Consider the following 13,864-nt stretch of genomic DNA (forward strand, 5'->3'; position numbering starts at 1 on the left):
TTTCCTCGCGGGGTAGACGTCGTTGCGCCTGTCAGAAGGCCCGGACCGCCGACGACGCCGGGGCGCCCAAAGTCCTTTCCCGCGCCAGGGTGCCGCGTCCGGCAGTCCCGGTTCCGAGGCCCCGAATGTGCCACCCAGCAGCTTCCCATTCCGCGGCATGCAGGACATTGCGCGCATCCACCATGGTTCGACGGCGGACCTTCAGCCCCACGTCAGCAGGTACGAGCTGCCGGTACTCGTCCCATTCGGTAAGCAGCAGTACCAAGTCTGCCCCTGCAAGCGCGACGTCGGTGGACTGTACAAACCGGAGTTGGGGGTACCGCATCGCGGCGTTGGGCAGCGCTTTCGGGTCCGTGACCGTTACCTGCGCGCCGAGGGTGGCGAGCTGCAATGCAACGTCCAGCGCAGGGGAGTCACGGATATCGTCAGTGTCGGGTTTGAAGGCCGCACCCAGCACCGTAACCGCCTGCCCGCGAACGGATCCACCGCACAGCTCGCGGGCTATCTCCACCGTGCGGTGACGCTGGGCGAGGTTGATGGCGTCGACAACGCCCATCCACTGATCCACGGAGTCCACATCCAACGCCGCCGCCTGCGCCCGGAAACTCCTGATGTCCTTGGGCAGGCAGCCACCACCGAATCCAAGCCCGGCATGGAGGTACCGCCCGCCAATCCGCGGATCAAGGCCCATTGCCTCGCCTAGTTCGGTCACGTCAGCGCCCGAGGCATCGCACAGTTCGGACATTGCATTGATGAAGCTGATTTTTGTGGCCAAGTACGCGTTGGCCGCGGACTTGATGAGTTCAGCCGTGGCATAGGCACACACCAGCCGTGGAATTCCGGCCCGTAGCAGGGGCTCGTAAACCGCATCCAGCACCGCCGTCAGTCCGTGCGCGTGTCCAGTCGCATCCAGGGAAGCATCGCGGCCACCCGCCACGCCGTACACCAGCCGGTCCGGCACCAGGGAATCCTTCACCGCAGTGCCCTGACGCAGAAACTCGGGATTCCAGCCAAGAGGAACGTCTTTCCGGTCCGCCAGGACGCTTCGGAGCAACATTACTGTTCCGACAGGAACAGTTGATTTGCCGACGACGGCGGCACCCTCAGCCAGATACGGGACCAGCGCGGCGGTTGCCGCGAACAGGTAACTAAGGTCCGCGTCATTTGAGGTCTTGGACTGCGGCGTCCCCACGCAGAGGAAATGGACCTCGGCCTCGGCAGCTGCAGCCATGGAGGCGGAAAAGTGGAGCCGGCCCGTGGACAGGCCTTCCACCAGGAGTTCATCGAGCCCGGGCTCGTAAAAAGGTGCAGTTCCGCGGCTGAGCTGGTCTATTTTTGCAGAATCCACATCAATGCCCACTACGGTGTGCCCCATTGCCGCCAACGTGGCAGCGTGGACGGCGCCAAGATATCCACAGCCAATGACCGAAATTTTCATGATCTCCTCTTTCCGTGCAGCAGGGTATTCCCGGTATTGCGATGCTGGGTAGGGTGCGGAAGGCCCCCGTTCCGTTGGACATGCTCAACGAGCGGCCGGCCTGCGATTACGTCCTCGTAGTGGCCCACCAGCTCTGCACTCAGGGCAGTCCACGTTCTGCCCTGTACGGCGGCCTGCGCGGTAACGGCAAAAGCCCTGCGTTTGGCGTCATCACCCATGAGGTCCAGGACATGGCCTCGCAGGGCGTCAAGGTTGCCGGGTTCATACAGCCAGCCCGTGCGTGAATTCTGCACCAGGTCCAACGGACCGCCGCGGCCGGTAGCCACCACTGGAACCCCGCAGGCCATGGCTTCCTGAATGGTCTGGCAGAAGGTTTCAAATTCGCCGGGATGAACAAAAAGATCGAAGGAAGCCACCGCCCGGGCAAGATCCTCGCCGCCCAGGAATCCTGTGAACACGGCGTCAGGCAAAGCCGCCTCCAGCACCGAGCGCTGTGGACCATCACCCACAATGACCAGCTGGGTGTTCGGAATATCCGCCAGGACCGCGAGGTCCTGGACCTGCTTCTCCACCGCCAACCGGCCCACATAGCCGATGATGCGCTGACCCCCAGGTGTCACGGAAGCCCGCCACCCGGCGTCGTACTTCTCCGGCGCGAACCGCTCCGTGTCCACCCCGCGCCGCCACATCCCCACGCGACGGATACCCCGCCCACGCAGCTGGTTCAGCGCAAACGAGGACGGTGCCAACGTTCGTGAAGCCAGCAGGTGAATGTTCTCCACCCGCGCCCAAGCCCAGTTTTCCATGAAGGGAATTCCGTAGCGGCCCATGTAGCTGGGCACCTCGGTCTGGTAGATGGCCACGCTCGGAATCCCCAGTTGGTCTGCCGCTTGCACGGCCCGCCACCCCAGCACGAACGGAGAAGCAAGGTGCACAACATCGGGTGCAAAGTCGGCAAGGATTCGCTTGACCCGACTCACACCACCCATCGCGACGCGCACATTGGCATACCCGGCCAGCGGGACGGACGGAACACGGTGCACCACCGCGCCACTGACCACCTCCGTGGTTTGCGCATCCTGGGTGGACGGCGCGATCACCATGACCTCGTCGCCGCGTTCCTGCAGATGCTCCAGAACACGCAGTATCGAGTGGGTGACCCCGTTCATCAGGGGCAGGAATGATTCAGCGACAATTGCGATCCTCACCCCTCCACGGTGCGGGCTGATCCTGACAACGCGGGGGAGGAGGCGTTGCGGGCAAGGAAAGCTTGGGTGAACAGCGGTCCCCACACGCTGTAAGGTCCCCTGCTTCATCTTTTTTGTGTTTTCGGCACGATTTGCTGGCTTGTTCGCCGGGTTGAAGCCGGAACCGCCCGTGCCGCCGTGACACCATGGGACACGATGAAACTGCGTGCTGATCAGACTGGTGACCGAGGCCTGCCCATGCCCCTGTGGCTGCAGGGGGTCTTCGAATCAGCGCAGGCCGCTATTCTGTCCGCGCTGCTCGTGGCCCTACCCATTGTGGTGGTGTGGGCCACCGGCGGCTTTGCCAACAGCCAGCCCGACGCCTTGGCGCGCCTGGCTGGCCAGGCCTGGCTTCTGATCCACGGGGTTCCGCTGGAACTGTCGAATCAGGGTAACGGCACCGCCGCAGGCGGTACGACGGCGGGAATGCTGACCCTGACGCCGCTCGCGTTGACGTTGATCCCGTTCCTCCTCGCCTGGCGGGCCGGCCGGCGTCTGGCTCGCGCCTCCTACACCGACCAGCTCTGGCAGGCTTTGCTGGGGTCCTGGGCTGTGTACTCAGCCTTTGGTGCTGCCACAGCTTTTGTCTGCCGCTCCTCCGACGTCGTCGTCAATCTCTGGTTTGCCATGCTCATTCCCGTTCTTCCCGTCGCGCTGGGCACGGTGGTGGGAGCCCGCCGCGAAGCGGGCTCCTGGCGGAAATTGATCGGCGTGGATGCTGTGGCCTGGATATCGCGGACCAGCCAACACTCCAGATGGGCCGGTTCCTACCTGGCCTCCGCTGGCAAAGCCGGATTTGTGGCGCTCATGGCGGCGCTTGGACTGTCCTGCGTGCTGCTCGGTGTTGACCTTTTCATCCACTGGGACCTGGTGCTCACCGTCTACGAGGGCCTTGGGGCAGGCGCCGTGGGTGGAGCAGCACTGACACTGGGGCAGCTTGGCTACCTCCCCAACCTTGCCGTGTACACGCTGGCGTGGGTTTCGGGCTCTGGTTTTGCGCTAGGTGATGGCTCTCAGCTGGGTGCCCTGGGGTCCGCTGCCGGTCCGCTGCCACCGATTCCCGTTTTTGCGGCACTGCCGGCTGGCACCCTGGACTTCGGGTTTGTGGCCCTGGTGGTTCCTGCCCTGGCTGGGGCACTCGCTGGCTGGTGGTTCGTCCGCGAAGGGGAAAACCACTTTGATGAGTGGCTTTCCATCAAGGTCAAGGCACGCTGGTTTACGGCGTCAGCCTCCACGGTTGTTCTGGGAGCGTTGATTGGGGCCGTTGCCGGCGTTCTCGCTGCAGCCCTGGCGCTTCTGGCGGGAGGCTCTGTTGGCGTGGGACGACTCACCAACATCGGGCCCGACCCGTTCTGGTTTGCGCTGTGGATGACCGCCGACGTCGGCATTGGCGCCGTCATTGGCTACGCCGCAGGGCCCTGGCTGGAACGCCGGCAACCACAGCACGAATCGTCGGAAGCCTGACGGAGACGCCCTAGGCGCAAGCCTGACGTCGTTAGCCTGACGTCGCAAGCCTGACGGAGACGCTAGCTCAGGTCAGCGCATTCCTGGGAGGGCATCCTCTAGCTGGGACTGGCACTTGGCCGCGGCCTGGCCGGTCAGCGCCGCGCGGGAGCAGTCCTGGAACTGCTGGATCTCGCTGAAGAACAGCGCCGAGGCCAGGATCAGCAAAGCCACAATGCTGGAGACCACAAGCCCAGAGATGGTGCCATACAGGAGCCCCCGGGACTGTTTGATGCGGATAGCCCGGATCAGGACCACAACTCCGACGATCAGGCTGGCTACCACCAGGATCACTGAGAGCCACAGGTAATTCACGTCCAGCTGGAAAACAAAGAGTGCACCCAGGACCGTCAGGAGAAAAATGCGGAACAGGGACCGGGTCTTCAGGAATGCGGCCTGATCTGCTTCACTGAGCTGCAATTTGTCCTGCCGGGAGTCTGCCGGACCGGGGGTGGGGTTCATGTTTTCCAGCCTACGCGAGCCTGCCCATAAGCTTGACCCATGCGCATCGTAGTCCTCGTTTCCGGAACCGGCTCCAACCTCCAAGCTGTCATCGACGCTGTGAGCTCGAAAGAGCTCACCGTGGAGATCGCGGCGGTGGGTGCGGACCGCGAAGGTACCTACGGCGTCGAACGTTCAGCTGCCGCGGGCATACCGACCTTCGTGGTGGATTTCAAAGCCTATGCGGATCGCGCCAACTGGAACGCCGCCCTGGCTGAGGCCGTGGCGGCCTATGCGCCGGATGTGGTGGTATCATCCGGTTTCATGCGGATTGTCAGCGCCGATTTTATTGCCGCATTTAATGGCCGTTACCTCAATACCCACCCCGCCCTGTTGCCGGCATTCCCCGGGGCGCATGGGGTGCGAGATGCCATGGCCTATGGCGTCAAGGTCACAGGATGCACTGTTCACTGGGCCGACGCTGGCGTGGATACCGGGCCCATCATCGCCCAGGAAGCGGTGGCTGTGCTGGATTCCGATACCGAGGAAACCCTGCACGAACGCATCAAGGTCGCAGAGCGTGGGCTGTTGGTGCGGACGCTGGGCGAACTCGCCGCCGGTGCCCTGCCCGGCCTGTAGCCCACCTCCCCTCGAGGACGCTGACATCGCGGGGCTGGAGTAGGGGAGGGGAACCGAGGGCTAGTCCAGCCGACGCTGCCGGGTCTCCGGGGCAAAGATGGCCATGAAGATCACTGCCACGACAACCAGGCCGCCAGCTAGCGCGAACGAGGTGGCGAGGCCAAACTGCGGCCAGAAAAAGTTGGCAAAGACCAGCGGACCCAGCCCTGCGCCAACCCGCGAAAACGTCGAAGCCCACCCGAACCCTGAACCGCGAAGTTCTGTCGGATACAGCTCCGACACGTAGGTATAGAGCACGGGAATGGCCACCTGAACCACAAACCCGAATACCAGCAGCCAGAACACAGCGGCCGTGGGAATGTCCACCACAAAGGCCACAACCACCAGCGTCAACGCTGACAAAGGACCCGTGATCGCCAGGATCCACTTGCGGCCCACCCGTTCCACGAGGAGCGCGGCAACCACCACGCCCAGGAGCCCGACGGCTGCCATGGATGCGGTTGTGACAAAGGCCTTGTATTCCTCAAACCCTGCACCAATGAGGATCCGGGGCATCCATGTCAGGGACAGGTAGTAGACCAGCAGGATGCTGAAAAACAGCAGCCAACTGGTAGCCGTGATTTTCCAGTTGAACTGCCACACCCCGCGCAGCTGATGCCAGATGTTTCCGGCAGAGAGGCGCGGGACATCCTTTGCGGCCGGGAGGCTGTACGCGCGCGGTTCGGCCCCGGTGGCGCTGACCAGGGCGTCGATGACTTTGGCGGCTTCGTCGCGGCGTCCTTTGCGGATCAGGAACAGCGGAGATTCCGGGACGCTGCGGCGCACCCAGAACACCAGGAGCGCCGGCAGGACCATGACGAGCATGGTGAGCCGCCAATCGCCGAACGCTGCCACGAGTGCCGCAGAAACGAAACCGCACAGGGCAGCGCCAATGGGCCACCAGCCATCCATCGCGGTCAGGACCTTGCCGCGTTGCTTGCGCGGCGTGAATTCACCCACCAGTGCATAGTCCACCGGAATGCAGCCGCCCAGGCCGAAACCCGCCATGAAGCGGAAAATACAGAACCAGATGAAGTCCGGTGAAAACGCGCCCAGTACGGTGAAAATCGAGAACAGCAGCAGCGTGGCAGTAAAGGCCTTTTTCCGGCCGATCGTATCCGCAATGGTGCCCCACACAAATGCACCGACCGCCATCCCGATCAGGTTCGAGGTGCCTACCCAGGCGACTTCTCCGGCGCTCAGATCCCAGTGCTTTGACAGCAACGGAATCAGGATGCCGTTCAGGGTCACGTCCCATGCATCAAACATGAAACCGAGCCCGCCAATGAGGAAAATGCGTCCCTGCACCTTCCACCGCCACGGCAGATCCTGCACCACCTGTTCGCCCGTGGGCACCGCTGTATATGTGTTCATCATCAGCCTCCTGAGGAGAATAGTAGCCGCCATCCCATGGTCATTTGGCCCACAGCCCGGGAACGGGCGACGCCGGACCCCCGCCCTGGGTGGAACGGTGAACGGACGCCGCCCGGCGCCGTCGTCCGCGGCAGGATGGGGCCCCGGCGCTTAACACTGCGGTGCCCAGCACGAGGCGCGGAGCAGACGCGATAAACTGGCACAATCCCCACCAACCGCGGCGTCTGGCCGCGCGATACGACGGAGACTTTTGTGAGCTTCACGCAGCTTGACCGTGTTCCCATCCGCCGAGCGCTGATCTCGGTGTACGACAAGACCGGTCTGGAGGAGCTTGCGCGCGGACTGCACGACGCCGGCGTGACCCTCGTGTCCACCGGTTCCACCGCCAAGAAGATCGCCGCCGCCGGTATCCCGGTCCAGGAAGTCGAGGAGGTGACAGGGTCCCCGGAAATGCTCGACGGCCGGGTCAAGACCCTGCACCCCCGTGTCCACGGTGGCATTCTTGCTGACCGTCGCGTCCCCGCGCACATGGAGACGCTGGCCAGCATGGAGATCGAAACCTTCGACCTCGTGGTGGTGAACCTCTACCCGTTCGTGGAAACCGTGAAGTCCGGCGCAGAGCGCGATGACGTTGTTGAGCAGATCGACATTGGCGGGCCCGCCATGGTGCGCTCCGCTGCGAAGAACCACGCCGCCGTCGCAATTGTTGTGGATCCGACCTTCTACGGTTCCGTCGTTACAGCTGCGGCTGAGGGGGGCTTTGACCTGAAGACCCGACGCCGGCTGGCTGCGAAAGCCTTCGCCCACACCGCGTCCTATGACACCGCAGTGGCCAGTTGGACTGCCAGCCAGTTCCTGGATGAAGACGGCGACGGAGTCATTGACTGGCCCGCCTACGCCGGTCTCGCTCTGGAGCGTTCAGAGGTTCTGCGCTACGGCGAAAACCCGCACCAGCAGGCAGCACTTTATGTGGACCACTCCGCCCCGGCCGGCATTGCGCAGGCCGACCAGATCCACGGTAAAGCCATGAGCTACAACAACTTTGTTGATGCCGATGCTGCCCTGCGTGCTGCATTCGACTTCAGCGAGCCGGCCGTCGCCGTCGTTAAGCACGCCAATCCGTGCGGAGTTGCGGTGGGGTCCGTTGATGCCGCAGATCCCATTGCTGATGCCCACGCCAAGGCGCACGCCTGCGATCCGGTCTCCGCATTTGGTGGCGTCATCGCTGCGAACAGCACGGTCACCGCTGGCATGGCGCGCACCGTGGCTGGCATCTTCACCGAAGTTGTCATCGCCCCGTCGTTCGAGCCTGAAGCCGTCGAAATTCTGTCCAAGAAAAAGAACATCAGGCTCCTGGCCCTGCCTGAGGGATACGGCCGCTATCCGTCCGAAATCCGCCAGGTATCCGGTGGTGTGCTGGTCCAGATGTCCGACAAGGTAGACGCCGACGGCGACAATCCAGCCAACTGGACCCTCGCCGCCGGTGTCGCAGCCGACGAGAAAACCCTCGCCGACCTGTCCTTTGCCTGGACCGCGTGCCGCGCAGCCAAATCCAATGCGATCCTGTTGGCCGCCGACGGTGCAGCAGTGGGCATCGGCATGGGCCAGGTCAACCGCCTGGATTCCTGCCGGCTGGCTGTCGAACGCGCCAACACGCTTGGGGTTACCGTCGATTCCGATGTTGACGGCGCAGGTGGGGCCTCTAACGCAGATTCCGACGGTGCCCCCCAGCGCGCACGTGGCGCGGTGGCGGCTTCGGACGCGTTCTTCCCGTTTGCTGACGGACTGCAGATTCTGATCGATGCCGGTGTTCGCGCCGTGGTCCAGCCCGGCGGCTCGGTTCGCGACGAGGAAGTCATTGCCGCAGCCAATGCCGCAGGGATCACCATGTACTTCACGGGCGCCCGGCACTTCTTCCACTAGGACTCGGGTCGCGCGGTTGCTGCTCGCCAAACAACCAAGAATGGACATGTCCGTCCTCCCCGACGGACATGTCCATTCTTTGTTGGTGCCCGTGGGCATGATCGGTTCTGCTCACTGGTGGGATTCAGGGCTGGACATGTCCAGTGAAAGTTCTGTCCCCAAAGGTTGGACATGACCAATCTGGGACGTCGTCCAAAGCTGTGGGTGTTCCAACGCCACGCTTCGTGGCTGGGCTTGATGTCGGATATGTCCATGCCCTGCAACGAAGAATGGACATGTCCCTCGCGATGCGGAGGGACATGTCCATTCTTTGTGGCTACCTGTGGGCATGATCGGTTGTGCTCACTGGTGGGATTCAGGGCTGAGCATGTCCAGCCGGGGCGGGGCTAGAGATTGAGCATGTCCAACCCGCGGGGGTGGGGGAGGGGGCTGCTCAGGCCGCTGCGGCCCGGTTATAGGCCTGCTGGATGACGGAGCCCCAGTACGGGCCATACATGGTGCTTGAGTTGGTTCCGTAGCCATAGCTGTTGACGGAGTTTTGCTTGCCGGTGGAGCTGGTGCCCACAAACCATGGCCCGCCTGATGATCCGCCAGTCATGTCGCAGGGGATGCCCTGGGTGGTGCCTCCCGGGTTGACGGTGTCGTTGGTGGCCTTGCCGGAACAGCTCTTGAGTGTTGCGCCATTGAATGGGGAAGCGGCGGGGTAGCCGAAGGCCTTGTAGGTCAGTCCGCGGGATGCATTGAACTGGATTCCGGAAGCTCCGACGGTGTCGCTGAGGGTGCGCCCGTTGAGCGGGGAGACCACGGCGAAGCCTGTGTCGTACTGGATGTCGCCCTGGCCGGTCCACTGCGTGGGTGCGTACAGGCCTTTGGCTGCGAACTTGCCGTAGGGTGCTGCACCGTTGTTGTAGGCGGGGACAAAAACGAAGTTGGTGACAAAGTTGCCCGGCCCGTCATTGATGCAGTGCCCGGCGGTGGAGACTGTGCTCTTGTTGGCAGCGGCAATAGAGTTACCGGAACAGACGAAGTTCTGGCCGCCCTGGGTGAAGAAGACCTTGCCGATTGTTGCCACAGGGCTCTCGCTGGCCGCGTTCAGGACCGGGGTTTTCGGGGCAAGTTTTTCTGCGCTGGCGGGTGCGCCCTTGTCCACCACGGACCGCTCCAGGCCCAGGGTGCGCTTGACGGCGGCGTCCGCCCGCTGATCAGCGGGAATGGCTCCGATCATCCGCTCGGCTGTCCAGTACTCGGCTGCCGAGCTATTGTCCACGGCGGCGCTGGCAACGGAAGGGTTGACCTTTTCCTGTGCGGCCGGCGCGGCTGTGGCAGCTCCGGCAGAGGTCAGTGCCAGGAGTGCAGCAGCTGAGAGGCTGAGCAGTCCCGTGGTCATTTTTCTGGTCGACGTCATTGCTTTCCTGACTGATCGGGCGGCGCTGCGAGTGGGTGGTGCGCCACGTGATGGAAGAGAATCTAGCGGTACATGACAGATTTGTAAACTAGGATGTCAAGTATTGACACTTACGACGGCGGTGCGGTCGCCGTCGTCGTGGTCCAGCAGTTCCGGCGGTAAACGTGAGCAGAAGTCAGCACCCAGTGCAGCTGGTAAGCGTGTCCTCGGGTAGATTGGGAGTGTTTGGGATAAGACCAGATTCCCAACACCAAGCCGACCTTCAGGGAGACGCCCGCGCATGTCCAAAATCATCTACACCCACACCGACGAAGCGCCGATGCTGGCCACGTACTCGTTCCTGCCGATCATCGAGGCCTTCGCCTCAACGGCTGGTGTGGAGGTGGAGACCCGGGATATTTCACTTGCGGGACGCATCATTGCCGCTTTCGGGGACCACCTGACCCCCGATCAGCAGATTGGCGACGCGCTGGGTGAACTCGGCGAGCTGGCGAAAAATCCCGCTGCCAACATCATCAAGCTTCCCAATATCAGCGCTTCCATTCCGCAGCTCAAGGCAGCCATCACCGAACTGCAGTCCCAGGGTTACGCCGTCCCCGACTACGTGGACAACCCGACTTCGGATGACGAGACTGCGGCACGCTCGCGCTACGACAGGATCAAGGGTTCTGCCGTGAACCCCGTGCTGCGCGAGGGCAACTCGGACCGCCGGGCACCGCTGTCCGTGAAGAATTACGCACGCCAGAATCCGCACTCCATGGGTACCTGGAGCCCAGACTCAAAAACAAACGTTGCGACAATGGCCACGGATGACTTCTTCTCCAACGAAAAGTCAGTGATCATCAAGTCCGCCGGCACCATTACCATCCAGCTGGTCCGCGAAGATGGCAGCGTCGAGGTCCTGAAGAAGGCCTTCCCCGTGCTGGACTCAGAAATTATTGACGCTACGGTGATGCGCGCCGCTGCGCTGGATACCTTCCTCGCCGCCCAGGTGGCACGGGCCAAGGAAGAGGGTGTGCTGTTCTCCGCGCACCTGAAGGCCACCATGATGAAGGTCTCGGACCCCATCATCTTCGGCCACGTGGTCAAGGCCTACTTCTCCGAACTCTTCGCCACCTATGGTGATCAGCTCGCTGCAGCAGGCATCAGCCCCAACAATGGCCTTGCCGCAATCCTCAACGGCCTGGACAAGCTGCCCGCCGATGTCCGCGAAGGCGTCCAGGCAGCCATCACCAAGGGCCTGGAGGACGGCCCGGCGCTTGCCATGGTGGACTCGGACAAGGGCATCACCGGGCTGCACGTGCCCTCTGACATCATTGTGGACGCTTCCATGCCGGCCATGATCCGCAGCTCGGGCCACATGTGGGGCCCGGATGGCGCCGAGGCTGACACGCTGGCGGTTCTCCCGGACAGCTCCTATGCAGGGATCTACCAGGTTGTCCTGGACGACTGCCGTGCCCACGGCGCCTTCGATCCCACCACCATGGGCACGGTCCCCAACGTTGGACTGATGGCCCAGGCCGCCGAGGAATACGGCAGCCACGACAAGACCTTCGAGATCCACGAGGCTGGTGCCGTCCAGGTGGTCGACGCCGACGGAACCGTCCTGCTCGAGCACACTGTTGCGCCGGGGGATATCTGGCGGGCCTGCCAGACCAAGGACCTGCCCATCCAGGACTGGGTCAAGCTGGCCGTCACCCGTGCACGTGCCTCCTCGACACCGGCGATCTTCTGGCTCGATGAGGCCCGCGCGCACGACGCCAATGTCATTGCCAAGGTTCGCGAATACCTCAAGGACCACGACACCGAGGGCCTGGACATCCAGATCATGACGCCGGAAAAGGCGACAGCCTTTACGCTGGAGCGCATCCGCAAGGGTGAAGACACCATCTCCGTCTCCGGCAACGTCCTCCGCGACTACCTCACGGACCTGTTCCCGATCCTGGAGCTGGGCACCAGCGCCAAGATGCTCTCCGTGGTTCCGCTGATGAATGGTGGCGGACTGTTCGAGACCGGCGCCGGCGGGTCAGCCCCGAAGCACGTTCAGCAGCTGATCAAGGAAAACCACCTCCGCTGGGACAGCCTGGGCGAGTTCCTTGCCATAGCAGTCAGCTTTGAGCACCTGGCCGTGACCACCAACAACGCCCGGGCGCAGATCCTTGCCGACACCCTGGACCGCGCTACTGGCACCTTCCTGCTGGAAAACAGGTCGCCCAGCCGACGCGCCGGCGAACTCGACAACCGTGGCAGCCACTACTTCCTGGCCCGCTACTGGGCAGAAGAGCTGGCCAAGCAGACGGACGACGCCGACCTCGCCGCCGCTTTTGCGACTGTCGCCAAGGCGCTGACCTCCAACGAGGACGTCATCGTAGGTGAACTTGCCGCCGTGCAGGGCTCGCCTGTCGACATTGGCGGCTACTACCGCCCGGACGCCGCAAAGGTAGCAGCAGTCATGCGTCCTTCCGCCACCTTGAACAGGGTGATCGCAGAGCTGGTTGGCTAGCATCGCAGTGGTGCGCCCCGACGGGCGCACACGCATCTAGGAGCGCAGGAACGCCGCCCATCCACTGGTTCATCCAGCGGGTGGGCGGCGTTTGTCTAGGCTGCCTGTGCAGCGGAGGTTTCAGCGAGTGTCGTTGGCGTACGTGGTGCCGAGCTGCGCCCTGACGCCGTCAAAGAACTCCATGGTGGCAAGGGTGTCAGCCAGGGGCATGACGGGACTTTCGGTCAGGCCCTGCTGGATGCAGCGGGTAACTTCACGTAGCTCATAGGTATAGCCGCGGCCAACCGGTGCGAACGCCTCTGCGCGTTTGGTATCCCAGCCCGTGCTGACCAGCAGCTCGGTGGGGTTGTTGATGGAACCGATGCTCTGCAGGACGCCCTTGCTTCCGGCCACCGTGGCGGTCCTCGGTCCGTGCGCCAGTAGCGACGAGGTCAGCTGGACGTGGGCGCCGGAGGCGTAGCCAAGGGTCAGGACATTCTGGGCATCCACGCCGTCATCATTGATGGTTCCTGCTGCGGCGACGGACTGCGGGAAGCCCAGGGTTCCCAGAGCCCAGAGCAGTGGATAGATGGTCAAATCCAGGAGGGCGCCGCCGCCGGCCTCCCGGGCCCAGATCCTGGCATTGGGATCATAGGGGGCCGGAAACCCAAGATCCGCACTGATCCACTGGACCTGCCCAATCTCCCCTGAGGCGATGATCTCGAACGCCCGCTGCATACTTGGCAGGAACCGGCTCCACATGGCCTCCATCAAAAACAGGTTCCTGGAGCGGGCTAGCTCTATCAGTTCCTTGGCCTCGCCGGCATTTATGGTGAAGGCTTTCTCGCAGAGTACATGCTTGCCGGCCAGCAGGGCTGCTCGGACAATCTCAAAGTGCTGGCCGTGGGGCGTGGCCACGTAGACAACGTCCACTGATGCATCGGCAAACAACCGCTCGTAGCCCTGGGCTTCAGCGCTGTCCCCGTAGGCCGTGCCAAAACCATGTTGTGCCGCAAATGCCTCGGCAGATGCCTGGCTGCGCGAACTCACGGCATACAGTTCAGCGTCCTGCAGGAGGGCCAGATCCTCTGTGACTGACTGTGCAATTCCGCCGGTGGCCACCACACCCCAGCGCAGTGGTGCTCCTGTAGCGGAGCGGGGATCGGTGTCGGACTGGGCGGAAAGCCATGGCGTGGCAAGGGGGGCACTCATCTGTCCATCCTCTCACTGCACGCGCCAGGAAGGTGTGCTGCACCACACCAGTGGCGTGCGCCGTCGTCGCCCCCGTCCCGTCCCCGCATGCAGGAGATCCCTCCTTAAAAGCGCAGGAGCCCGGACCCTGTGAAAAGGGGCCGGGCTCCTGCGGTGAAACG

General features: G+C 63.3%; 10 protein-coding genes. 4 read left to right on the forward strand and 6 right to left on the reverse strand.

Going from position 1 to position 13,864, the window contains the following annotated elements; all coding sequences use genetic code 11:
- Window positions 1–31: 31 nt before the first annotated feature.
- Window positions 32–1,438, reverse strand: coding sequence for a UDP-glucose dehydrogenase family protein (locus QMG79_RS03160; protein WP_283537105.1), 1,407 nt, complete (start codon window positions 1,436–1,438; stop codon window positions 32–34).
- Window positions 1,435–2,646 (reverse strand): glycosyltransferase family 4 protein, encoded by a 1,212-nt coding sequence (locus QMG79_RS03165; protein ID WP_283537106.1) that lies wholly within the window; start codon window positions 2,644–2,646, stop codon window positions 1,435–1,437. The genes QMG79_RS03160 and QMG79_RS03165 overlap by 4 nt, the downstream gene beginning before the upstream one ends.
- 195 nt (window positions 2,647–2,841) lie before the next feature.
- Between QMG79_RS03165 and QMG79_RS03170 the strand changes: the two genes are divergently transcribed.
- Window positions 2,842–4,149 carry a cell division protein PerM gene (locus tag QMG79_RS03170; protein ID WP_283537107.1) on the forward strand — a complete coding sequence of 436 codons (1,308 nt, stop codon included), beginning with the start codon at window positions 2,842–2,844 and terminating at the stop codon, window positions 4,147–4,149.
- Window positions 4,150–4,221: 72 nt separating this feature from the next.
- Here QMG79_RS03170 and QMG79_RS03175 read toward each other — a convergent pair whose 3' ends face one another.
- Complete coding sequence (locus QMG79_RS03175) at window positions 4,222–4,650, reverse strand: hypothetical protein (RefSeq protein ID WP_283537108.1); 429 nt, start codon at window positions 4,648–4,650, stop codon at window positions 4,222–4,224.
- Window positions 4,651–4,689: 39 nt separating this feature from the next.
- On the opposite strand from QMG79_RS03175, the gene purN reads away from it, so the two are divergent.
- The gene (gene purN, locus QMG79_RS03180; protein WP_283537109.1) at window positions 4,690–5,268 is read left to right on the forward strand and encodes a phosphoribosylglycinamide formyltransferase; all 579 of its coding nucleotides are present in this window, start codon (window positions 4,690–4,692) and stop codon (window positions 5,266–5,268) included.
- A 60-nt stretch (window positions 5,269–5,328) separates the two neighbouring features.
- On the opposite strand, the gene QMG79_RS03185 is transcribed toward purN, so the two are convergent.
- Window positions 5,329–6,681: an MFS transporter gene (locus QMG79_RS03185; RefSeq protein ID WP_283537349.1), complete on the reverse strand. Its 1,353-nt coding sequence runs from the start codon at window positions 6,679–6,681 to the stop codon at window positions 5,329–5,331.
- Window positions 6,682–6,933: 252 nt separating this feature from the next.
- On the opposite strand from QMG79_RS03185, the gene purH reads away from it, so the two are divergent.
- Entirely contained in the window at window positions 6,934–8,604 is a 1,671-nt protein-coding gene (purH, locus tag QMG79_RS03190; RefSeq protein ID WP_283537110.1) for a bifunctional phosphoribosylaminoimidazolecarboxamide formyltransferase/IMP cyclohydrolase, read from the forward strand.
- Window positions 8,605–9,037: 433 nt separating this feature from the next.
- Here purH and QMG79_RS03195 read toward each other — a convergent pair whose 3' ends face one another.
- Window positions 9,038–10,009, reverse strand: a complete 972-nt coding sequence (locus QMG79_RS03195; RefSeq protein WP_283537111.1) for a trypsin-like serine peptidase — start codon at window positions 10,007–10,009, stop codon at window positions 9,038–9,040.
- A 280-nt stretch (window positions 10,010–10,289) separates the two neighbouring features.
- Here QMG79_RS03195 and QMG79_RS03200 point away from each other — a divergent pair, with 280 nt between their 5' ends.
- Complete coding sequence (locus QMG79_RS03200; protein ID WP_283537112.1) at window positions 10,290–12,512, forward strand: NADP-dependent isocitrate dehydrogenase; 2,223 nt, start codon at window positions 10,290–10,292, stop codon at window positions 12,510–12,512.
- A gap of 120 nt (window positions 12,513–12,632) precedes the next feature.
- Here QMG79_RS03200 and QMG79_RS03205 read toward each other — a convergent pair whose 3' ends face one another.
- Entirely contained in the window at window positions 12,633–13,703 is a 1,071-nt protein-coding gene (locus QMG79_RS03205; protein ID WP_283537113.1) for a Gfo/Idh/MocA family protein, read from the reverse strand.
- Between the last annotated feature and the right edge of the window lie 161 nt (window positions 13,704–13,864).

The organism is Pseudarthrobacter sp. PS3-L1, from assembly GCF_030063285.1.
Classification (GTDB): domain Bacteria; phylum Actinomycetota; class Actinomycetes; order Actinomycetales; family Micrococcaceae; genus Arthrobacter.